This window comes from Bradyrhizobium sp. RDI18 (genome assembly GCF_043203335.1).
Classification (GTDB): Bacteria; Pseudomonadota; Alphaproteobacteria; order Rhizobiales; family Xanthobacteraceae; genus Bradyrhizobium; species Bradyrhizobium retamae.
On record NZ_JBICRN010000008.1, the window covers coordinates 723,769 to 745,808 of the forward strand.

The 22,040-nt window shown below is 63.6% G+C and carries 14 protein-coding genes and 6 pseudogenes; 14 read left to right on the forward strand and 6 right to left on the reverse strand.

Annotated features, from left to right (window positions below):
- Positions 1-7 precede the first annotated feature (7 nt).
- The 5 genes and pseudogenes from ntrC (at position 8) to hflX (ending at position 7,271) form a co-directional block, all read left to right on the forward strand.
- Positions 8-1,451, forward strand: a pseudogene (ntrC, locus tag ACFXS9_RS12245) (nitrogen regulation protein NR(I)).
- 158 nt (positions 1,452-1,609) lie between these two features.
- Positions 1,610-3,954: pseudogene (locus ACFXS9_RS12250) on the forward strand (ATP-binding protein).
- Positions 3,944-5,314: a sigma-54 dependent transcriptional regulator gene (locus ACFXS9_RS12255; protein WP_028346102.1), complete on the forward strand. Its 1,371-nt coding sequence runs from the start codon at positions 3,944-3,946 to the stop codon at positions 5,312-5,314. Before ACFXS9_RS12250 ends, ACFXS9_RS12255 begins: the two are co-directional and overlap by 11 nt.
- A gap of 320 nt (positions 5,315-5,634) precedes the next feature.
- Complete coding sequence (hfq, locus tag ACFXS9_RS12260; RefSeq protein ID WP_006020546.1) at positions 5,635-5,883, forward strand: RNA chaperone Hfq; 249 nt, start codon at positions 5,635-5,637, stop codon at positions 5,881-5,883.
- Positions 5,884-5,894: 11 nt separating this feature from the next.
- Entirely contained in the window at positions 5,895-7,271 is a 1,377-nt protein-coding gene (gene hflX, locus ACFXS9_RS12265) for a GTPase HflX (RefSeq protein WP_392689113.1), read from the forward strand.
- Positions 7,272-7,291: 20 nt separating this feature from the next.
- On the opposite strand, the gene mazG is transcribed toward hflX, so the two are convergent.
- Positions 7,292-8,146 (reverse strand): nucleoside triphosphate pyrophosphohydrolase, encoded by an 855-nt coding sequence (gene mazG / locus ACFXS9_RS12270; protein ID WP_392689116.1) that lies wholly within the window; start codon positions 8,144-8,146, stop codon positions 7,292-7,294.
- Between the two features lie 129 nt (positions 8,147-8,275).
- Here mazG and queC point away from each other — a divergent pair, with 129 nt between their 5' ends.
- Entirely contained in the window at positions 8,276-8,986 is a 711-nt protein-coding gene (gene queC / locus ACFXS9_RS12275; protein WP_392689119.1) for a 7-cyano-7-deazaguanine synthase QueC, read from the forward strand.
- A gap of 57 nt (positions 8,987-9,043) precedes the next feature.
- Here queC and ACFXS9_RS12280 read toward each other — a convergent pair whose 3' ends face one another.
- The 3 genes and pseudogenes from ACFXS9_RS12280 to nthA all read right to left on the reverse strand — a co-directional run bounded on the left by ACFXS9_RS12280 (position 9,044) and on the right by nthA (position 10,723).
- Positions 9,044-9,430 (reverse strand): nitrile hydratase accessory protein, encoded by a 387-nt coding sequence (locus ACFXS9_RS12280; RefSeq protein ID WP_392689122.1) that lies wholly within the window; start codon positions 9,428-9,430, stop codon positions 9,044-9,046.
- A complete protein-coding gene (gene nthB, locus ACFXS9_RS12285; protein WP_392689125.1) occupies positions 9,430-10,089 on the reverse strand; it encodes a nitrile hydratase subunit beta in 660 nt (219 codons plus the stop codon). Before nthB ends, ACFXS9_RS12280 begins: the two co-directional genes overlap by 1 nt.
- A pseudogene (nthA, locus tag ACFXS9_RS12290) lies at positions 10,089-10,723 on the reverse strand (nitrile hydratase subunit alpha). The gene nthB and the pseudogene nthA overlap by 1 nt, the downstream one beginning before the upstream one ends.
- 152 nt (positions 10,724-10,875) lie before the next feature.
- Between nthA and ACFXS9_RS12295 the strand changes: the two are divergent.
- Together ACFXS9_RS12295 and ACFXS9_RS12300 are read left to right on the forward strand one after the other, a co-directional pair.
- Positions 10,876-11,682: an enoyl-CoA hydratase/isomerase family protein gene (locus ACFXS9_RS12295; RefSeq protein WP_392689127.1), complete on the forward strand. Its 807-nt coding sequence runs from the start codon at positions 10,876-10,878 to the stop codon at positions 11,680-11,682.
- Between the two features lie 207 nt (positions 11,683-11,889).
- On the forward strand, positions 11,890-12,267 hold the full coding sequence (locus tag ACFXS9_RS12300) for a rhodanese-like domain-containing protein (RefSeq protein WP_392689130.1): 378 nt from the start codon (positions 11,890-11,892) through the stop codon (positions 12,265-12,267).
- A gap of 160 nt (positions 12,268-12,427) precedes the next feature.
- Here ACFXS9_RS12300 and ACFXS9_RS12305 read toward each other — a convergent pair whose 3' ends face one another.
- Positions 12,428-13,630: a M24 family metallopeptidase gene (locus ACFXS9_RS12305; protein ID WP_392689133.1), complete on the reverse strand. Its 1,203-nt coding sequence runs from the start codon at positions 13,628-13,630 to the stop codon at positions 12,428-12,430.
- Positions 13,631-13,771: 141 nt separating this feature from the next.
- Here ACFXS9_RS12305 and ACFXS9_RS12310 point away from each other — a divergent pair.
- Positions 13,772-14,224 (forward strand): annotated as a pseudogene (locus ACFXS9_RS12310) (ATP-binding cassette domain-containing protein); the annotation flags it as partial.
- 145 nt (positions 14,225-14,369) lie between these two features.
- Here the strand turns inward: ACFXS9_RS12310 and ACFXS9_RS12315 are convergent.
- Entirely contained in the window at positions 14,370-14,729 is a 360-nt protein-coding gene (locus ACFXS9_RS12315; protein ID WP_392689135.1) for a MarR family winged helix-turn-helix transcriptional regulator, read from the reverse strand.
- Between the two features lie 297 nt (positions 14,730-15,026).
- Here ACFXS9_RS12315 and ACFXS9_RS12320 point away from each other — a divergent pair.
- The 5 genes and pseudogenes from ACFXS9_RS12320 to ACFXS9_RS12340 all read left to right on the forward strand — a co-directional run bounded on the left by ACFXS9_RS12320 (position 15,027) and on the right by ACFXS9_RS12340 (position 21,994).
- Positions 15,027-16,303 (forward strand): annotated as a pseudogene (locus ACFXS9_RS12320) (amidohydrolase/deacetylase family metallohydrolase).
- A 130-nt stretch (positions 16,304-16,433) separates the two neighbouring features.
- Positions 16,434-18,725 (forward strand): xanthine dehydrogenase family protein molybdopterin-binding subunit, encoded by a 2,292-nt coding sequence (locus ACFXS9_RS12325; RefSeq protein WP_392699748.1) that lies wholly within the window; start codon positions 16,434-16,436, stop codon positions 18,723-18,725.
- Positions 18,722-19,558 (forward strand): FAD binding domain-containing protein, encoded by an 837-nt coding sequence (locus ACFXS9_RS12330; protein WP_392689138.1) that lies wholly within the window; start codon positions 18,722-18,724, stop codon positions 19,556-19,558. The genes ACFXS9_RS12325 and ACFXS9_RS12330 overlap by 4 nt, the downstream gene beginning before the upstream one ends.
- Positions 19,555-20,759, forward strand: a pseudogene (locus ACFXS9_RS12335) (2Fe-2S iron-sulfur cluster-binding protein). The gene ACFXS9_RS12330 and the pseudogene ACFXS9_RS12335 overlap by 4 nt, the downstream one beginning before the upstream one ends.
- An 80-nt stretch (positions 20,760-20,839) precedes the next feature.
- Positions 20,840-21,994 carry an ABC transporter substrate-binding protein gene (locus ACFXS9_RS12340; RefSeq protein ID WP_392689141.1) on the forward strand — a complete coding sequence of 385 codons (1,155 nt, stop codon included), beginning with the start codon at positions 20,840-20,842 and terminating at the stop codon, positions 21,992-21,994.
- Positions 21,995-22,040 lie beyond the last annotated feature (46 nt).

Below are 22,040 nucleotides of genomic sequence, written 5' to 3' on the forward strand. Positions count from 1 at the left end.
AATAGCAATGCCCGCAGGTAGCATACTCGTTGCCGATGACGACACCGCCATCCGCACGGTTTTGAACCAGGCTCTTTCGCGCGCCGGATATGAAGTGCGCCTGACCGGGAACGCCGCGACGCTGTGGCGCTGGGTGAGCCAGGGCGAGGGCGATCTCGTCATCACCGACGTGGTGATGCCGGACGAGAACGCGTTCGATCTCTTGCCCCGCATCAAGAAGATGCGGCCGAACCTTCCCGTCATCGTCATGAGCGCCCAAAACACCTTCATGACGGCAATCCGGGCGTCGGAACGCGGCGCCTATGAATATCTGCCGAAGCCTTTCGACCTCAAGGAACTCATCACCATCGTTGGCCGCGCATTGGCCGAGCCGAAGGAGCGGGTGACGAGCGCCGCGGACGAGGGTGAATTCGATTCGATTCCCTTGGTCGGCCGCTCTCCGGCGATGCAGGAGATCTACCGCGTGCTGGCGCGGCTGATGCAGACCGACCTCACGGTGATGATCTCCGGCGAGTCCGGCACCGGCAAGGAACTGGTTGCCCGCGCGCTGCACGACTACGGCAAGCGCCGCAACGGCCCGTTTGTCGCCGTCAACATGGCGGCGATCCCGCGCGATCTGATCGAGATCGGAGTTGTTCGGCCACGAGCGCGGCGCGTTCACCGGCGCCAACACCCGCGCCTCAGGCCGGTTTGAACAGGCCGAGGGGGGCACTCTGTTTCTTGACGAAATCGGCGACATGCCGATGGAGGCGCAGACGCGGCTACTGCGGGTGCTGCAGCAGGGCGAATACACCACCGTCGGCGGCCGTACCCCGATCAAGACCGACGTACGGATCGTGGCGGCAAGCAACAAGGATTTGCGCATCCTGATCCAGCAGGGTCTGTTCCGGGAAGACTTGTTCTTCCGCCTGAACGTGGTGCCTCTGCGCCTGCCGCCGTTGCGTGAGCGGATCGAGGATCTGCCCGATCTCATCCGGCACTTCTTTTCGCTCGCCGAAAAGGACGGCTTGCCGCCGAAGAAGCTCGACACGCTGGCGCTGGAACGGCTCAAGCAGCACCGTTGGCCTGGCAACGTGCGCGAGCTCGAAAACCTCGCGCGCCGGCTGGCCGCGCTTTATCCGCAGGACGTCATTACGGCCTCGGTGATCGATGGTGAGCTGGCGCCGCCGGCGGTCACCTCGGGCGGCAACGCCCCGATCGGCGTGGAAAACCTCGGGGGCGCGGTCGAGGCCTACCTGTCCTCGCATTTCTCGGGCTTTCCGAACGGCGTGCCGCCGCCGGGCCTCTACCACCGCATCCTCAAGGAAATCGAGATACCGCTGCTCACCGCGGCGCTGGCGGCCACGCGCGGCAACCAGATTCGTGCGGCCGACCTGCTCGGCCTCAACCGCAATACGCTGCGGAAGAAGATCAGGGATCTCGATATCCAGGTCTATCGGAGCGGCGGCTAGCGATTGCACCTGCTTCCTTCCGCAATAAAGACGGGTGACCCCCCGCTGGGGATCGATCGCTTTAACGGTCGGATTCGCCGTGGAATTGTCGCAATTCGGCAACATTGTGATATGAATGCATCAGTCCGCACCTGGCGGGCCCTCACCGAATTGCCGGAATGACCACCGCAGAGACGAACTCGGCACCATCGTTCGACCCATCGCTTACCGAATCCGGAGGGGGGATCCTGCGGAAGTGGGTGGCGCCGTTTGCGGTCGCCGTCGCGCTGCTGTCGGCATTTCTGACCTTCATCGTCTTGGCCGGCCTGACGCCGATCGAGCCGACCCGCCAGGTTGTCTATTCGTTCCTGCTGATCAATGCAGCGACCACACTTCTGCTGGTCGCAATCATCGCCCGCGAAGTCTGGCTGGTGATCCAGGCGCGGCGGCGCGGCCGGGCCGCGGCACGGCTGCACGTTCAGATCGTCAGCCTGTTCTCCATCATCGCCGTGCTGCCGGCCGTACTCGTCGCGATCGTCGCCAACGTGACCATCGACCGCGGCCTCGACCGGCTGTTTTCGGGTCCGACACGCGAGGTCATAGAGAACTCGCTGACCGTTGCCCGTGCCTACATGCAGGAGCACGCAAGGCTTATCCGTGGCGACATCCTGGGTATGACGGAAGATATTGCCCGTGCGCGACCGTTGTATGATCAGGACCGGCGGTCGTTTCAGGAACTGCTGACCGCGAATGCGGCCGCGCGAAACCTGCCAGCCGCGATGCTGGTTGACAAGGATGGCAACATCCTGGTCACGGCGAAGACCGGAATCCAGCAGGAATTCACGACACCGCCGCAGGAGTTTCTCAGCAACGTCAATGAAGATGAGCCGCCGATCGCGGTCTTTCCCGAAGCCAATTATGTGGCCGCGGTGATCCGGTTGCGCGCCTTTGACGATACCTTCCTTTACGTGGCACGCCTGCTCGATCCGCGTGTGATCAGCCAGCTCAAGCAGACCGAGGCCAGCGTCGCCGAATATGCCCAGATCGAAGCCCGTCGACTCGGCATTCAGGTCGCCTTCGCGCTGATGTTTGCGGTGATTGCGCTGACCATTCTGATGGCGTCGGTGCTGATCGGGCTGAATTTCGCCAACTGGCTGGTGGCGCCGATCCGCAATCTAATGAGCGCGGCCAACATCGTTTCGACCGGCGATCTGCATGTCCAGGTGCCTGTCCATAAATCCGAGGGTGATCTCGCCCAACTCGGCGAGACCTTCAACAAGATGACGGCCGAATTGCGCACCCAGCGCGACGAGCTGGTCAGCGCCTCGGATCTGATCGACAGCCGACGCCGCTTCATCGAGGCGGTGCTGTCCTCGGCCAGCGCCGGTATCATCGGCGTCGACGCTTCGGGCAGCGTCGGCATTCTGAATCGCTCGGCCGAGAAACTGATCGGCCATGCGGAATCGGAGACGCTGGACCATCCGCTGTCGGACGTGCTGCCCGAGCTCGACGACATGATGAAGACCGCGCGTGAGGGGACGCAGCGCCTGGTGCAAGGCCAGATCACGATCACCCGCGACGGCCACGAGCGCAACCTGTCGGTCCGCGTCAGCGCCGAGCAGACCAGCCACTCGCGCGACAGCTACATCATCACGCTCGACGACATCACGGAGCTCGTCTCGGCGCAACGTACCTCGGCATGGGGCGACGTGGCGCGCCGCATCGCCCATGAGATCAAGAATCCGCTGACGCCGATCCAGCTTTCGGCCGAACGCATCCGCCGCAAATTCGGCAAGGTCATCACCGAAGACAAGAACATCTTCGAACAATGTACCGAAACCATCGTGCGACAGGTCGACGACATCAGGCGGATGGTCGATGAATTCTCCGCTTCGCGCGGATGCCAAAGCCGGTCATGGAAGGCGAGGACGTCGCCGATACCGTGCGGCAGGCGGTATTCCTGATGAAGGTCGGACATCCCGATCTCGATATCGAGGCCGATATCAAGCAGGACCCGATGCGCGCGCAGTTCGATCGCCGGTTGATCTCCCAGGCGCTGACCAACATCATCAAGAACGCGACGGAGGCGATCGAGCAGGTGCCGCCGGAAGAACTCGGCAAGGGACGCATCGACGTCATCGCCGCGCGCGAAAACGACGACATCGTGATCGACGTGATCGACAACGGTATCGGCCTGCCGAAAGTGAGCCGCGCGCGGTTGCTGGAGCCCTATGTGACGACGCGCCAGAAGGGCACCGGTCTCGGGCTTGCCATCGTCGGCCGCGTCCTGGAAGACCATGGCGGCCGCATCGAGCTCAAGGACGCCTCTGATTTCCGCCCCGGACAGCGCGGCGCCTGGATGCGGCTGCGGTTCGCCGTATCCGGCCATGCGCCGAAGCAACCGGCTCCGGAGGCAAAACCACAGATTGACGAAACCAATGAGGCGGCATCCGCGACCAATGATGAACAAAAACCGAAGCCGCAACGGGCAACTGACAAGGCAGGTGTAACCCATGGCCAGTGACATTCTGATTGTCGACGACGAAGCCGATATTCGTGACCTCGTTGCGGGCATCCTGGAAGACGAAGGCTTCAATACCCGTACCGCGCGCGACAGCGATTCGGCGTTGGCTGAGGTCGCCAACCGCCGCCCGCATCTGGTGTTTCTCGATATCTGGCTGCAGGGCTCCAAGCTCGACGGCCTGCAACTTCTCGAGCAAATCAAGAAGGAGCACGCCGACGTTCCGGTGGTGATGATCTCCGGCCACGGCAACATCGAGACCGCGGTGGCGGCGATCAAGCGGGGCGCCTATGACTTCATCGAAAAGCCGTTCAAGTCCGACCGCCTGATCCTGGTGGCGACGCGGGCGCTGGAGACCTCGCGCCTCAAGCGCGAGGTGAAGGAACTCAAGCAACTGGCTCCCACCGCGAGCGTTCTCACCGGACGCTCCGCCTGCATGAACCAGTTGCGCCAGACCATCGACCGCGCCGCCAAGGCCAACAGCCGTATCCTGATCGTCGGCCCCTCCGGTTCGGGCAAGGAATTGGCTGCGCGCACGCTGCACAATGCATCGAGCCGTGCAGAAGGCCCGTTCGTCGTCATCAACGCCGCGGCGATCACCCCGGAACGGATGGAAGTCGAGCTGTTCGGCATCGAGCAGACGAACGGCGAGCAGCCGCGCAAGCCTGGCGCGTTGGAAGAGGCACACGGCGGCACGCTGTTCATCGACGAAATCGCCGACATGCCGCGCGAAACCCAAAACAAGATCCTGCGCGTACTGGTCGATCAGACCTTTCAACGCTCGGGAGGTGCCGCCAAGATTCATGTCGACGTCCGAATCATCTCCTCGACCGCGCGCAATCTGGAGGAGGAGATCGCGGAAGGGCGATTCCGGGAGGATCTCTACCATCGACTGTCAGTGGTGCCGATCCGTGTTCCCCCGCTGTCGGAACGCCGCGAGGACATCCCCGAACTGATCGATTATTTCATGGACCAGATATCGGCGGCGACGGGCTTGCCGAAGCGGCAGATCGGCCAGGATGCAATGGCCGTATTGCAGTCCCATGTCTGGCCCGGCAACGTCCGCCAGCTCCGGAACAATGTCGAGCGCGTCATGATTCTGGCCGGCGGCGGACCGGAAGCGATCATCACGGCCGATATGCTGCCTCAGGACGTCGGCTCGATGGTGCCGGCGATGCCGACCAGCAACAATGGCGAGCACATCATGGGCTTGCCGCTGCGCGAGGCGCGGGAAGTGTTCGAGCGTGACTATCTGATCGCGCAGATCAGCCGGTTCTCGGGCAATATTTCGCGTACGGCCGAATTCGTCGGCATGGAGCGTTCGGCGCTGCACCGCAAGCTCAAGGCACTGGGTGTTGGCTGAGGCTGATTGAATCGCTTGACGCTGATTGAATCGCTTATGCGATTCAGATCGAACGCGCGCCCAAGCCATTGGGGTCTCTCCGATCCATGCATCTGCTTGGGAATATTTATCTCTTTCCGGACACTTGCGGAGAATGGCCACTGGGTTCCGCGCCGGTGGCGCCCGAACTGGCTTGCCTAATAACCGCGCGTACCCTCTAATCGTGCTGCCGAGCCGACCGGAGGGGGATCTCAGGGTGGGCCGGCAGGTCGGAGCAGGCTCCGTGAGAGAGTAACAACCGGCTTAATAAAAAAGAAGCACAAGACGGCGGGACAAAAACAATGGCGGCAGACCGCGCACAAAATCTACAAGACACCTTCCTAAATCACGTTCGTAAAACAAAAACGCCACTGACGATCTTTCTGGTCAACGGAGTAAAGCTGCAGGGGATAGTCACCTGGTTCGACAATTTCTGCTTGCTGCTTCGGCGCGACGGCCACTCGCAGCTAGTCTACAAGCATGCGATCTCGACCATCATGCCCGGCGCTCCGATCCAGTTGTTCGAGGGCGGCGAGGATGCTCCGGCTTGAGAGTGAACTGATTGGAACCCTTCGACCGTGAAGGGAGCGTCGACCGTCCGCGGTCGGCGGGGGCCAAACAAAGCGGGCGGGTGATCGTCATCGGCCCATATTTGCGAATGCGCCGCGGCGATGCCGATGCGCAGGCGAACGAGGCTGCGCGCGATTTCGAGGCCCGGCTCGAGGAAGCCACGGGTCTGGCGCGTGCCATCGACCTCGCGATCGCCGATGCGCTGATTGCGCCGGTGACCCAGATCCGTCCAGCGACTTACCTCGGCAAGGGCAAGGTCGAGGAGATCACGGGCCTGATCGCAGGCCATGACATCGAGCTGGTGGTGATGGATTGCGCGTTGTCGCCGATCCAGCAGCGCAACCTCGAGAAGGCCTGGAACACCAAGGTGCTCGACCGCACCGGGCTGATTTTGGAAATTTTCGGCCGCCGCGCCAAGACCAAAGAAGGCGCGCTGCAAGTCGAGCTCGCGCACCTGAACTATCAGCGCAGCCGTCTGGTGCGGTCCTGGACCCATCTGGAGCGCCAGCGCGGCGGTTTCGGCTTCATGGGCGGCCCCGGCGAGACCCAGATCGAGGCCGACCGCCGCCTGATCGGCGACCGCATCACGCGGCTGGAAAATGAACTGAAGAAGGTGCAGGCGACGCGGCGGCTGCATCGCGCCGGCCGGCAGCGGGTGCCGTATCGCGTGGTTGCGCTGGTCGGCTACACCAATGCCGGCAAATCGACTCTATTCAACCGGCTCACACGCGCCGACGTGCAGGCGGCCGACATGCTGTTTGCGACGCTGGATCCGACCTTGCGCGCGCTGAGCCTGCCGCATGGCGGCAAGGCGATGCTCTCGGACACCGTCGGGTTCATCTCCAACTTGCCTACGCAGCTCGTCGCCGCCTTCCGCGCCACGCTGGAAGAGGTGCTGGAGGCCGATATCATTCTCCACGTCCGCGACATCTCGCATGAAGACGCGGAGGCGCAGGAGCGCGACGTTGATGCCGTGCTGCGTCAGCTCGGCATCGATCCGGATGCCGGCGCACGTATCCTCGAGGTCTGGAATAAGATCGATCGCTTCGATCCCGAGGAACGTGAGAACCTGCGCAACATCGCCGCGCGTCGCCCGCCGGAACGGCCATGCTTCCTGGTCTCCGCCGCGTCAGGCGAGGGGATCGATGCGTTGCTGACCGCGATCGAGGACCGCCTGGCGGCGACGCGCACGACGCTCGACCTCTCCATCGACGCTTCCGACGGCGCCGGCATCAGTTGGCTGCATCGCAATGCCGAAGTGCTCAACAAGGAACTCCGCGACGGACGCTTCGACATGACGGTGCGCGTCGACGAGACCAAGCGCGATATCGTGGTGTCGCGGTTTGATGCCGTTCCGCGGGTGGCGTAATTGTCGCGCGAACGCGCGTCCTATCTCCGATCACTCCGCGCTGAGGCTGAGGCGGCCGGCTGTTCAGCTTCCTTGGCTTCATCCCACAACGCATCCATTTCGGCGAGCGATGCGTCCGCGAGCGAGCGGCCTTTGGCCGCCAGTACGCGCTCGATATAGGCAAAGCGGCGCTCGAACTTGGCGTTGGTGCCGCGCAGCGCGGTTTCGGGATCGGCGCCGACATGCCGCGCCAGATTGACCAGCGCGAACAGGAGATCGCCGGTTTCGGCCGCGAGTTCGTCAGGCTTGCCGCTGTCGAGGGCTGCTTCGATCTCGTCAGCCTCCTCGCGAATCTTGTGCAGGACTGCGCGGGGATCGTTCCAGTCGAAGCCGACGGTTGAGGCCTTGCGCTGCAATTCCATCGCGCGCGTCAGCGCCGGCTGGCCGGCCTTGACGGTTGCGAGCAGCGATCTGTGCGCGGTCTCCTCCGGCGGCCGCCGCGCCGCGCGCTCGGCCTTTTCCTCAGCCTTTATGCGTTCCCACGCGCTCTTGACGCCCGCGGGAGCGATGTTGCCGTCCTTGTCGGCGAACACATGCGGATGACGGCGTATCAGCTTGCCTGTGATCGCCTCGACCACATCGCCGAAGGAAAAGGCGTTTTGCTCTTCCGCCATGCGGGCGTGATAGACGACCTGCAGCAGGAGATCGCCGAGTTCCTCGCGGAGATCATCGAGATCGCCGCGTGTGATCGCATCGGCCACCTCATAGGCTTCTTCGATGGTGTAGGGCGCGATCGTCGCAAAGTTCTGTTCGAGGTCCCACGGGCAGCCCGTGACCGGCGTGCGCAACGCCGCCATGATCTCGATGAGGCGGGAAATATCGCGGGAAGGGGTCATGGGATTTCCATCGCTTGGAGGGCAGGCCGCTTTATGCCGCAAGCGGTCGACCGATCCCAGCGGAACAGGTTAAAATCGAGGCAATTTCCACCGGTTGGCCTTGGGGCGCGGGAGTGCTAATTGCCCGTCATGAGCGACCAATCACCGTCCGAAACCGCGCTGGTGCTGTTTTCCGGCGGGCAGGATTCCACCACCTGCCTGGCCTGGGCCCTGCGGCGCTTTGCGCGCGTCGAAATGCTCGGCTTCAGCTACGGCCAGCGCCACGCCATCGAGCTCGAGTGCCGCGACCGGCTGCTGTCGGGCTTAAGGTCGTTGCGGCCGGATTGGGCGACAAAACTCGGCGAGAGCCACACGCTGGAGATCCCGACGCTTGCAGAGATTTCCGATACCGCGCTGACCCGCGATGTCGCGATCGAAATGGGCGCCGACGGCTTACCCAACACCTTCGTGCCAGGCCGTAACCTGGTGTTTCTCACCTTCGCCGCGGCGCTGGCGTACCGGCGTGGCATCCGCCACATCGTCGGCGGCATGTGCGAGACCGATTACTCCGGCTATCCAGACTGCCGCGACGAGACCATCAAGGCGCTGCAGTCCGCACTCAATCTCGGCATGGCGAAGAATTTTGAGCTGCATACGCCGCTGATGTGGCTCGACAAGGCATCCACCTGGAAGCTTGCGCATGAACTCGGCGGAGCAGGACTGGTCGATCTGATCCGCGAGCATTCCCACACCTGCTATCTCGGCGAGCGCGGCGCGCAGCACGATTGGGGTTATGGCTGCGGCGAATGCCCGGCTTGTACGCTGCGGGCGAAGGGCTGGCGGGAATATGCGGGGGCGTAGTCGGGCGGGACTTGCGCCGTGCGTTCGCTTGTCGTGGCCTGCGAAAGCGGGCGGTGGCTACTTCCCAAAATCCTCCGCCGTCAGCTCGATCGGCGCGCCGTGGGGCGTGCGGTCGGCGGCGTGATCCCAGGCGTCACGGTAGCGATGCAGGACATCTGACGTCGTGACGCCCTTGGCGGCGACGAGGGTTTCCAGCGTCGCGAGCCAGTGCCGGTAGTAGGTCTCGCCCGTATCTGGATCGCCTTCGGCCTGCGCGCGCTTGATTTGCGCCCCCAGCGTCTCCGCCCATTCGTTCCAGGTGAAGATGCCGGCCTCATGCAGCGCCAGTGCCATCGCAAAGGCACGCGCTTCCCACGGCTCGCGAAACACCGGGCCGTCTTCATCGCGCGGCACGCCGGGAACGGCGACCGCGGCGCGCATTGCCTGCTGCGGGGTCAAATCCATCACACGCGCTCCAGATAGGATTCCCAGGCGTCGACAGAGACGCTGAGCGTCGGGTCGCCGTCCTTGCCCCACAATTCCGGCCCGTCGAAACGCACGGTGTAGAGCCATTGCGGGTCTTCGCCCCGGCCAAGCGAATTGGTGTCAGGAAACACGTGGCAGCCGTGATTGAGCTCGATGGTGCCGAGATGGCCACGGACATATTGCGGCAGCCGCGTATGCGTCACTGGGTGGATGTCTTTCATCCGCACGGTGTCGCCGACCGCAAACATCGCAGGCGCTTTCGCCTCGCGTTCGGTCGGGCCGCCGCGGCGGATCGCCGGCGTGACCTCATTTGGAGCGATCGGCTTGACGCCGGGCTTAGGCGGCGACAGCACTTTGCCCGCCTCGATTTCCTCGCGCGTCACCAGCCCGCGCTCGATCATCAGCGTTTCCAGCCCGGCCAGCCATAATTCGAAATAGCTCTTGCTGAGGTAATCATCGGGCGACCGGTTCTCGCGCGCAAACCGCGACATATCGATGTTCCAGCCGCCCGGGCGCGCCATGGCAACCGTCAGCGCAAAGGCCCGGCGCTCCCAGTCAGCATGAAACACCGGCTCGTTCGGCTCGGGCACGACGGGCCCAAAACCCTTGGCGCCGCCCATGTCATGCGCGCCATCCATCAGGCAGCCTCACGGGGCTGTTTGGGCAGGCCGGTACCGATCATGCTGTCTCGGGTGACGAGTTCGGCGAGCTGTTGTTCACTCCAGCCCTCAGTACCCTCAGGGCGCATCGGCAGCACGAGGTAGCGGATTTCGGCGGTCGATCCCAGACCCGGATTTTGGAGGTGTCCGGCAGCGTCACGCCGAAATCCCTGAGCACGCCACGCGGATCGGAGACGGCGCGCGAGCGATAGGGCGCGGATTTGTACCAGACTGGCGGAAGCCCCAGCACGGGGTGCGGGTAGCAGGAGCACAGTGTGCACACGACCATGTTGTGCTGCTCGGGCGTGTTCTCCACGACGACCATGTGCTCGCCCTGGCGGCCGGAATAGTCGAGTTCTGCAATCGCAGCCGTTGCGTCCTTCATCAGCCGTTCGCGGTAGGCGGGATCGCTCCATGCCTTGGCGACCACGCGAACGCCGTTGCGCGGTCCGATTTTCTTTTCATAGAGATCGATCAGGAGGTCGAGCGCGGCCGGATCGACATAGCCCTTTTCGGTGAGGATCGATTCCAGTGCGCGCACGCGCAGCTCGGTCTCCGAGAGTTCGGAGTGGTCGTGGTGGTGATGATGGGTGTCGTGGTCATGGTCGCTCATGGCGTCAGGATAGGCGCAAAATCCGGGCTATGTCGAGGCAGGAAGTCCGCGGTTTCGCGAACAAGACGAACAGGAACCGACGAAGGATTCAGGTTCGCCGGAATTCTTTCTGGTCTAAACTTTCGAAAAGATGACGGACAGGGAGCGATGGATTGACCGGGTTAGTGACGATTGAAAAAGGCCTCGGGCCGGACGGCCGTATCGCTGTGGTGCGTTTCGACCGCGGCGACGGCATCAACGCGTTGTCGCCGGAGGCGCTGCGCCAGCTCACTGCTGCTGCTCGCAGTTTTGAAGATGATGGCGACACCTCTGTCGTGGTGCTGACCGGCGGCGCAAAGTCGTTCAGCGTCGGCTTTGATCTCAAGGACCCCGAGGGTCGTTCGCGCAAGACCATGGACCTCGGAGCCTTGCGCCGGCACTTGAAGCTTGGGCCGCGGCTGACCCAGGCCTGGCAGGACATGGAGCAGATCACGATCGGCGCCATCGAGGGCTTTTGCGTCGGCGGCGGCGTGGCGCTGGCGGTCGCGCTGGATTTCCGGGTGATGGCCAGAGATGCCCATATGCGCGTGCCCGAGATCGGGCTTGGCATGAACATGAGCTGGCAGAGCGTGCCGCGCATGCTGCATCTGATGGGACCGGCCCGCACCAAGCAGGCCGTAATCCTGGCCGACCAGCGCATCACTGCTGCCGAGGCTTACGAATGGCGCCTGGTGGAGGAGGTCGCTGATCCCGGCAAGGCGTTCGACGCAGCGATGGCGCTCGCCGCCAAAATCGCCGCTCAGCCGCCGCTATCCGTCGCCATGACCAAGCTGACGGTCAATCGCCTTGCGCACGCGCTCGATGATCTCGCCAGCCACATGGACGTCGACCAGTTTGCGCTGGCGAGCATGACCGAGGATCACAAGGAAGGCGTGGCAGCGTTTCTGGAGCGACGCAAACCGAAGTTCAGGGGGAAATAGCGCAGTATGGCCGCGCTGGCCAGATCTACCGCGACAACCCGTGGGATTGCCACACCCAAGAATATAGCGCAGCATCCTTCAATTGCATGATCGAAATCAAAACAGGATGGGCTATTTGCCCCTTGCAGCCTGCGAGCATTGAGTGCCTTGCGGGAGCTTAGATTATACACCGCCATTGCTGGCGAGCCCACATATGGAGAAGGCCCAATGAAAACCGTACAGGCGATGCTCGCCGAAGCCGATGCTGAAGTCCCGCGTATCAGTCCCGATGAAGCCAAGGGATTGCTGGGGAGGGCCGATGTGCTTTTTCTCGACGTTCGGGAGCCGGCGGAAGTTACTGCCTCTGGAAAAGTTCCGGGTGCCGTCGCCATACCGCGCGGCCTCGTGGAGTTCAAGGCGGATCCTGCCTCAGCGATGCATGATAAGGCCTTCGACCGGGCCAAGACGGTTATTGCTTACTGCGCATCCGGCGGGCGTTCCGCGTTGGTGGGAAAGACGCTGAAGGATATGGGTTACGGCAACGTACGCAATCTCGGCGGCTTCAAAGGCTGGTTGGACGCAGGCGGAGACGTCGAAAAGGGCTGAGGCGCAAGCTAGCGTTCGCGCACGACCGCGCATCGCGCGACGGTCGTCGCAACCTTCAAGTCACATGGTCTTCGGCCAATGGCTTGCCGGCGCCCGCGGCGGTCCACTGCGCTGCCGTGAAGTTGGGCCTTTTTTGACTTCAAAGGCCCAACGAACAACCTCACCGCGCCACTGCGCTGCCTCCAATATTCCAGCCGCGGCTGCCTTCGCCGAAGATCTCGTAGCCGGTTGCGGTCACTGCAACCGTGTCCTCCAGCTTGATGAAGCCGCGGCGTGGGTGCTTCATCGTCGTTTCGATCGACACCACCATGCCGGGCTCCAAGGGCCGGCGCGCGTCCGGGTCATCGTAGGGAATAGGGCCCTTGGCCGTCAGGCGAGGGGCCTCGTGGCTGACTAACCCCATGCCGTGCGCCAGGAAGTCGGTGCAGTCGCGCTGGTTCGACTGCGCGAGCCGCTTTTCCGCCGCGGCATAGATTTCGCCGCCCATCGCGCCCGGCCGCACCGCGGCGAACGTGGCCCGCTGGATGGCTTCGATTTCGGCCAGCAGGTCCTTGAGCTCGCTGTCCGGTTCGCCCAGCACGGCCATCCGCGCGAGGTCGCCAATATAGCCGTGATAGTTGCCGCCGGAATCCAGCGACAGCACGTCGCCGCTTTCCCAGCGGTCGGCGGAAGGCGCCCGGTTGTGGCTGGCGCCGCAGGCCAGCAGGCAATACTCGAAAGTCAATCCGCGCTTGACCTCTGCGATCCTCAGTGCGTCGAAAAGCTGCTGCTTGGTGGTGCCCGGGCCGTGGTTTGCGATCACCTTGTCCATGGATTCGATCACCAATTCCGAAGCCTTTTTCAGCTTGGCCAGCTCCGCCGGCGACTTCACGGCACGCAGGCGCTCGAGCACCAACAGCGCATCCTTGATCTCGCTATCGGGCAGGGCGTCCGAAAGAGCCCTGCCGGCATCCATCGGCAGGAACGGCATTTCGACGCCGATGCGCTTCATCGGTACGCCCGCGCTCTTGATCAGGCTTGCCGCCAGCGAAACGGCATCCAACGAGCCGTTGCCCTCGGTGCGGACTTGCGGAACCCAAAGTGGCGCCACGGCCCGCTGGTGCGTTTCCAGCCGGTGCCCGACATAGGCCGCCTTGTCGGACGCGCCCTTCGGGTAGATCAGGACGGGCAGGTACCGGCTGACGCCGAGCGCGTCCATGTAGTCGAAGAAGATCGCGCGCTCCGCGTCGAGCAGGTATTGGACATTGTGCTTCGACGTCGCGACGAGGATATCGAGACCGGCCGCTTCCATAAGGGAATCGAGCTTGGCGGTGTCAAATGGAATGGCGCGAGATTCGGTCGGGCGACTGACGCGTTCTTGCATGATGAGGACCTCCGTTGCGGCCGGCTTGAACCAACCGGCCTCGGGGCTTTGTGTTTCGCCTGGAACTGCATTGTGAGTGGGAAGCGGGGTTCCTACCAGCGATGAAATCGGCGAGCTCCAATGCAGATTGACGAACGCTGGCCGCTGCTGCGGCTCGGCGGCATGCGCCCGGGCGACGCGTTGTGGCAGCGGGTGGAGGAGTGCGCGCAACGCGTGGGACTCGGGATCGAACTGCTGACGCGCTTTCCGCATCAGATTTCGGGCGGCCAGAAGGCGCGCGTCGGCATCGCCTGCCGGCCGCGCCTGTTGGTGCTGGACGAGCCGACGGCGGCGCTCGACGTTTCGGTGCAGGCGGTGGCGCTGCAACTGCTCGACCGGTTGCGCCGCGAGGATGACTTGGCGTTCCTCTTCGTCAGCCACGACCTCAACGTCGTTCGCATGATGTGCGATCGGACCATCGTGCTGCAAAATGGTCGTATCGTCGAACAGGGCGAGAGCCGCGCGATGTTCGACAATCCGAAAACCGCTTACACACGCGAACTGGTCGAAGCCGTGCCGCATATCGAGCCGGAGCTGGCTGCATTCGCGACCTGATGACTGCCACGAGGCCCGCAAGAGCCGCTTTCGATCGATCGGTTGTAGCGGCGTTCCGCTGCGTCCGATGGAATAAAGCGCTGGTTTCGCGTGATTACAAATTATGCAGCTCGCGCTAAAAAGGCGGCAGATGGCACCGTGGTTCTCAATCGAATAGGGCAGTAGCGCTGTCGCGATTGGAGTGCGCCGCGACGATGCGCTGCATCATGTCGACGAATGCGGCTTGCTCCCGTTCGCTTAAATTGTCGAGCGTGGCGCGGTGTGCGGCCCGTGCTGAGGCCTCGATTTTTGCCAGAAGCGCCGCTCCCGCCGGGGTCAATTTACAGAGCCGCGCGCGGCGGTCCTCGTCATCCACGGCTCTTTCGACGAAATTGCGGGCGGCCAGCCGCTTGAGCGCTCCGGTCGTCGTCGTCCTGTCCAGCGCGATATCGGCCGCTAACGTGGTCTGATCGGCGGTTTTCCGCGCCGCAAGTGCCGAAAGCAGGCTGTATTGCAGCGGCGTCACCTCGAAGTCTCCGCATGCTTCCTGAAACAGCGCGACATGAATCTGATGCAGCCGCCGGATCAGAAAGCCCGGTCGTTCTGACAGCGGCCACGGGCGATGTCTGGTCTCGCCATGACGCTTTTTTGCCTTCCGCAACGCACTCTCCCAGCCTCGGAACGTCAGCGCGAATAGCTCGATTCGATCGGTTTCGCCACGGGGAAGATCATGGCATGAAGTTTGCTCTTGTAAAATACGAAGTATGCTTCGTATTCTGACGAGGGCGGGTAGCGCCGCCGGCGAAGACAGGGGAGATTGTTCATGTCGATCAGCGCCACCTTCGACCAGCTTCTGCGCGGCGGCCGCGTGATCTGCCCGGCTTCGGGCATCGATGGCATCAGGGACGTCGCCATTCGCAACGGCAAGATCGCGGCCGTGCAGCCCGACATCTTACCGACCAGCGCCAAAGAGGTGATCGACGTGACTGGCAAGCTGGTATTGCCCGGACTGATCGATACGCACGCGCATGTCTATCAGTATGTCACCGGCCGCTTCGGCATGAATGCCGACATGGTGGGCGTTCAGTCCGGCGTGACGACGTTGGTCGATCAGGGCGGTCCGTCCTGCATGACGCTGCCCGGCTTCCGGCATTTTGTCGCCGAGCCTGCGAAGTCGCGCGTTTATGCGTTCCTGTCGGCTTACCTGGTGGGCGGGCTCGAGGGTCATTACTATCCGCAACTCTATAGTCCCGAAGGTGTCGATATCGACGCCACGGTGAAGGCGGCGACGGCCAATCTCGATGTTGTTCGCGGCATCAAGGCCCATGCCGAGATCGGCGGTTTCGCGCGCTGGGGCATTCGCGTCATCGAAATGGCGGCCGAGATCGGACGCCGCGCCGATCTGCCGGTCTATGTGCATTTCGGCCAGCTCTGGGGCCTGCCCGAAAGCGGCACTAACGGCGAAGACGTCGATACGATTCTGGCGCGCGTGATTCCTTTGCTGCGCGAGGGCGACGTGCTGGCGCATCCGTTCACGCGCCATCCCGGAGGCTTCGTCAACCGTGAGGGTGAAGTGCATCCGGTGATTCAGGCGGCGCTCGATCGCGGCTTGAAGGTCGACGTCGGTCACGGCAGCCACTTCTCTTATCGTCTCGCCAAAAAGCGATTGCCGCCGGCATTATTCCCACCACCCTCGGTGCGGACATTCACGGCTACAACACCCATGTGCCTGCGCCCGCCGGCACCCCGGACCAGCACGAGGATGACGAAAATCATCCCTTCGCCGGCCAGGCGAAGTTCAGCCTGGTTCAGGCGATGAGCTCGATGATGGCTCTCGGCCTCGCGCTTAAGCAGGTCGTGCCGATGGTCACATCCAACCCGGCTAGGATGCTCGGCCGCGCTGACGAAATCGGCGCCCTCAAGATTGGCAGGGACGCCGACGTCTCGGTGATCACGGAGCGAACCGGACGATTTGCCCTTCGCGACAATGAGAACAATGAAGTCATCGCCGAGCGCCTGCTGCAGCCTGAGTTCTGTCTGCGCGCCGGTGCGCGATACGACGCAGTGGCGCCAATTCTGCCGCAGGCCGTTGCGGCGTAGCTAGGTCAGCGCCAGTTCGATCGGGGAGAACGTCACCGTGCGCAATGAGCGCGAGTTTCCTTCCGCAGGCGGAGCGGGCGCCGGACAAGGCGTCGGCGCTCGGTTGCCGCGAAAGGAAGACGATCGGCTGATGCGGGGCCGCGGCCAGTTCGTGGCCGACATCCGCCTTGCCGGGCTGCAGGATGTCGCGTTTGTGCGCAGCCCTTTGGCGCATGCGCTGGTCCGTGGCATTCACGTGCCAGAGCGCTATCGCGGCTGCGTTTTCACTGCGGCGCATCTTGCCGACGTCAATCCGATCCGCGCGGTTTCAGGGCTGCCGGGATTCAAGATTTCCGAGCAGCCGGTGCTCGCCACCGGCAAGGTGCGTCAGGTTGGCGAACTCATCGCCATGTGCGTGGCGCCGACGCGTGCCGAGGCCGAGGACATTGCGGCGGCGGTGACGCTCGATCTGGAAGAGCTTCCCGCCGTCCATGACATGCGAAAAGCGCGCGAGCCGGGCTCAGTGCTGGTGCACGAGCATTGGGGTGACAACGTCTTTCTCGAAACCAACTTCGAGGTCGACATCTCCAAGGCGTTCGATGCGCCGATCAAGGTGTCGCGCGAGATATCGACCGCGCGGCAGTGCATGTCGCCGCTCGAGGGGCGCGGGGTGGTCGCGACCTTCGATCACCGTCTCGACCAGCTCACGCTATATTCCTCGGCCCAGATGCCGCATGTCACGCGGAGCGGGCTTGCCGAATGCCTCGGCATGGAGCAGGGCCGAATCCGGATCGTTTCGCCCGACGTCGGCGGCGGCTTCGGACACAAGGGGATCTTGCTGCCGGAAGAAGTCTGCCTTTCCTGGCTGACGATGCGTCGCGGCCATCCGGTGCGCTGGACCGAGGACCGCCGTGAGCATCTCATCGCCAGCTCCAACTGCCGCGAGCACCATTACAGGATCACCGTCTATGCCGATCGCGACGGGCGGCTGCGGGGCATCGACTGCGAAGCGACCGTCGATTCCGGCGCTTACTCGTCCTATCCGTTCTCGGCATGCCTTGAGGCGGCGCAGGTCGCCAGTATCCTGCCGGGACCTTATTTGATGCCGGCCTATCGCTGCCGGACGTTTTCGGTCGCGACCAACAAGTGTCCGATCCTGCCCTATCGCGGCGTGGCGCGAACCGGGGTCTGCTTCGCGCTGGAACTGATGCTCGACCTGGTCGCGGCGGCAGCCGGGCTGGAGCCGGGCGAAGTGCGGCTGCGCAATCTGGTGCGGCCGGAGCAGATGCCATTCGACAACATCACCAACAAGCACTTCGACAGCGGCGATTATCTCGAGGCGATGCGCCGCGCCCTGACGTCTATCGACATCAAAGGCGTGCGGGAGCGCCAGCGCAAGGGCGAGGCAGATGGACGCCGGATCGGCGTCGGCGTCTCCATCTATTGTGAGCAGGCCGCGCATGGAACGTCGGTCTATTCCGGCTGGGGCATTCCGATGGTGCCCGGCCACGAACAGGCCTCGGCGCGTCTGACGCCGGACGGCGGCCTCGAACTGAGGGTCGGAGTGCATTCGCATGGGCAGGGCATGGAGACGACGCTGGCCCAGGTGGCTCACGAGATGCTGGGCGTCGACGTCGCCAAGGTGCGCCTGATCCACGGCGACACGGCGATGACGCCGTACTCGACCGGCACGTGGGGCTCGCGTTCAATGGTGATGGCGGGTGGCGCCGTCGCAACCGCCTGTCGTGAGCTGGGCGAGCGCACCAGACGCATCGGTGCCAAGCTGCTGCAGCACGATCCGGCTGCGGTGGTGCTGCAGAAAGGCGAAGTGCGCGGCGTCAACGGCAGCGTCACTTTGAAGGAGATCGCCCATACCTGGTATCGCCGGCCGCAGGATCTGCCTGCTGACGTCGACCCCGGCGGGTTGGAGGTTACGGCAGGCTACAAGCCGCAGCGCGATACCGGGACATTCAGCTATGCCGCGCATGCCGCGGTCGTCGCCGTCGATCCGGATCTCGGAGAGGTCGAGATCCTTGATTACGTCATCGTCGAGGACGGCGGCGTTCTCGTCAATCCGATGGTCGTAGATGGCCAGATCTATGGCGGTCTGGCCCAGGGCATCGGTACTGCGTTGTACGAGGAGATGCCGTTCGATGCGGCCGGCCAGCCGCTGGCGACGACGCTCGCAGACTATCTACCGCCGGGGCCGACCGAAGTGCCGGCGCCGCGTCTCGATCACATGGAGACGCCGTCGCCCTATACGCAGTTTGGCGTGAAGGGCATCGGCGAGGGCGGCGCGATCGCTCCGCCAGCCGCGATCGCCAACGCCATCAACGACGCGCTTCGGCCGCTTGGCGTGGAAGTGATGCAGTCGCCGATTACGCCATATCGCGTCGTCGAGGCGGTTCTGGCCGCGCGCGACGCAGAAAGGTCGGCGGCATGAAACCGGCGCCTTTCGGCTACGAACGGCCACGCGACTTGCAGGCGGCACTTGCCGTGCTCGGCGAAGCCAAAACTTCCGCCAAGATCATTGCCGGCGGCCAGTCGCTTGGTCCCATGCTCAATCTGCGGCTGGTGGAGCCGCAACTGATCGTCGACATCACGGGTCTTGCCGAACTCAAGCAGGCCGAGCGGCGTGGCGATGAACTCGTGCTCGGGGCCTGTGTCACGCACGCCGACATCGAAGACGGACGCATTCCGGACGTCACGCGCGGCGCCATGCAGGGCGTTGCCGGCAACATCGCCTACCGCGCCGTGCGCAATCGCGGCACGGTCGGCGGATCGCTCAGCCACGCAGATCCTGCGGCAGACTGGGTGTCTGCGCTCTCGGCGCTCGGCGCGCGATTGACGCTGCGAAGCCTTTCGGGCGCGCGCATGGTGGCGATGGAGGACTTCATCGTCGGTGCGCTCGAATCTGCGCTGCGCGAAGGCGAGATCGTCGAGACCATTCACGTCCCGGCGATGCCGGCATCGGCGCGCTGGGGCTATGCCAAGAGTTGCCGCAAGACAGGCGAGTTCGCGCATGCGATCGGCGCAATCCTGATCGATCCGAGCGCCGCAACCGCCCGCGTCGTGATTGGTGCGATCGATTCCGCACCGATCGTCATCACGAATGCGGCGGAATTGTTCGGCGGACGCGTTGCCGCCGACTACAAGGATCGCTTCGACGCGCGTGTAGCTGACGTCCTGCTGGCAAAGGCGGGCGTCTCGAATGCGGTGCATCGCCATATTCATGTGAACGTGCTCAAGCGCGCGGTCAGCGAGGCCGCCGCATGAACATGATTGCACTTACCGTGAACCAACGCGCGGTGCGGGCTCTTGCTGAGCCGCGCACCCATCTTGCAGACTTCGTTCGCGAGAAGCTGGATCTGACCGGCACCCATCTCGGTTGCGAGCACGGCGTCTGCGGGGCGTGCACCGTGTTGCTCGACGGTGTGCCGGCGCGTTCGTGCATCACCTATGCGGTGGCCTGCGAAGGGGCAGAGGTCACCACGATCGAAGGACTCGATGAGGACGAGGTTACGACGGAACTGCGCGCGGCCTTCACCCGCGAGCATGCGCTGCAGTGCGGATACTGCACACCGGGAATGCTGGTCTCGGCGCGCGATTTGGTGATGCGTCTGCCGCAAGCCGACGAGCGCCTGATCCGCGTTGGTTTGAGCGGCAATCTGTGCCGGTGCACCGGCTATGTCGGCATCGTGCGGGCGGTCCAGGCCGTGATCGCAGCGCGGCGCGCCCGCGATATCGCGCCCGAACCGGACGGAGGCCGAAAGATCCTGGGTCCCGCCGGCTCAGGTCGACGCGTGCATGACGGTGCCGACCGGGTCGAACGCATTCGGCCGGCAGCAAGCGAACAAACGTCGTCTGAAACAGCCAGTTCGGTTCCTGCGATTCGGACTTCACTCCGGCCACTGTCCTGAAGCAGCAGTTCAGCGTTGCGCACCCGCCCGAGCAGGTGTTTGCGCTGTTCAACGACATCGCAGCCGTCGCAGCCTGCCTTCCCGGCGCATCGTTGACGGGATCCCCGAAGCCCGAGCGCGTCGAAGGAGCGATCCGTGTCAGGATCGGTCCGATCGCCGCGACGTTCCAGGGCGCCGCACGCGTCGAGCGAAGCCCCGCCGATATGTCCGGCCGCATTGTCGGCATCGGCAACGACCGGCGCAGCCGGTCTTCGACGCAGGGAGAAATTCGTTATCGGCTGGTGCCGATCGAGCGGGGGACACGTGTCGATCTTTCCATCGGATATACGCTGACGGGCATGCTGGCGCAGGTCGGGAGGCCGGGGCTGGTGCGCGATCTTGCGGCACGATTGATCGCGGAGTTTGCCGGCAATCTCGACCGCCGCCTGTCGGGTACGTCACCGGGTGACGCCACGGCGGTCGAGCTGAACGGAATGGCGCTGCTTTTCGGTCTTTTGCGCGCGCGGGTCGCGGGCTGGGTTGGTCGTTTCTCGTCCAACAAGGACGGAGCGACGTGACGGATCGAAGTCTCCGCGTGACGCGGAAACGACGAGGTTTGGACTGCGGATAGATGAACAGCGTGAGATTGGAGAACCATATGACACGGACTTTCAGAACTATTCCGGCGATTGCGCTGGCGGTCGGCTTGCTGGGTGGTGCCGCGGAGGCTCAGACCATCAAAATCGGTGTCAATGAACCTCTAACGGGTGCGTTCGCCGCGTCCGGTACCTACGTCGTGAACGGCGCCAAGATCGCGGCCGATGAGATCAACGCAAAGGGCGGCATTCTCGGCAAGAAGCTCCAGCTCGTGATCGAGGACAACAAGAGCAATCCGACCGAAGCAGCCGCCGTCGCCGAAAAGCTGATCACGAGCGACAAGGTGCCGGTGCTGATGGGAGCGTGGGGCTCGAGCCTGACGCTTGCCGTGATGCCCAAGCTGATGGAATACGAAACGCCGATGGTGGTCGAGACGTCCTCGTCGGGCAAGATCACCACGACCGGCAATCCATATATCTTCCGTATCTCGCCGCCGTCAGCGATTGAGGCTGCGGCGTTCAAAGGGATCGTCGACAAACTCGAACTGAAGAAGGTCGATTTCCTCGTCATCAACAATGACTGGGGTCGCGGCACCGCTGAAGACTTCAGCAAGATGATGAAGGAAAAGGGGATCACGGTCGGGGCCGTCGAGACCATGGATCAGGGCGCCCAGGACATGAGCGCGCAGCTTTCCAAGCTGAAGGGCACCGATTCCGAGACCATCATCGTGACCACAGCGGTGGACCAGCTCACATTGATCTTCAAACAGGCCGCAGCACTCGGCCTCAAGAAGCGCATCATCACCACCGGCGGTTCGCAGAATCCGGATCAGATCATCGCGCAGGCGGGTGCCGCCGCCAACGGCACCATGCATCTGACGACCTTCCTGCCCTGGTTCCCCGAGAAGACGCCGAACCCGGAGGCGACCAGCTATTTCATCGCCGAATGGAAGAAGCGCGGCTACGACTTCGCCGGCTGCACCGAAAGCTTCCGTGGCTATGATGGTATCCGCACCGCGGCGGCGGCGATCGAAAAAGCAGGCAAAGCGGAGCCTGCGGCGATCAAGGCGGCACTTTGGGACATCAAGGTGAAGGGCCTCAACGGCGACATCGTGTTCCGCAAGTCCGGTCCCGAAGGCAAGGAAAGCGGTCAGAGCCAGCCCAACGTTTATCTGATCGAAATCACCGACGGCAAGATCGGCATGAAGACGCTCTGACGTCACGTTACTGACGGCGAGGGCCGCGGCAGGCGACGGCCCTCGA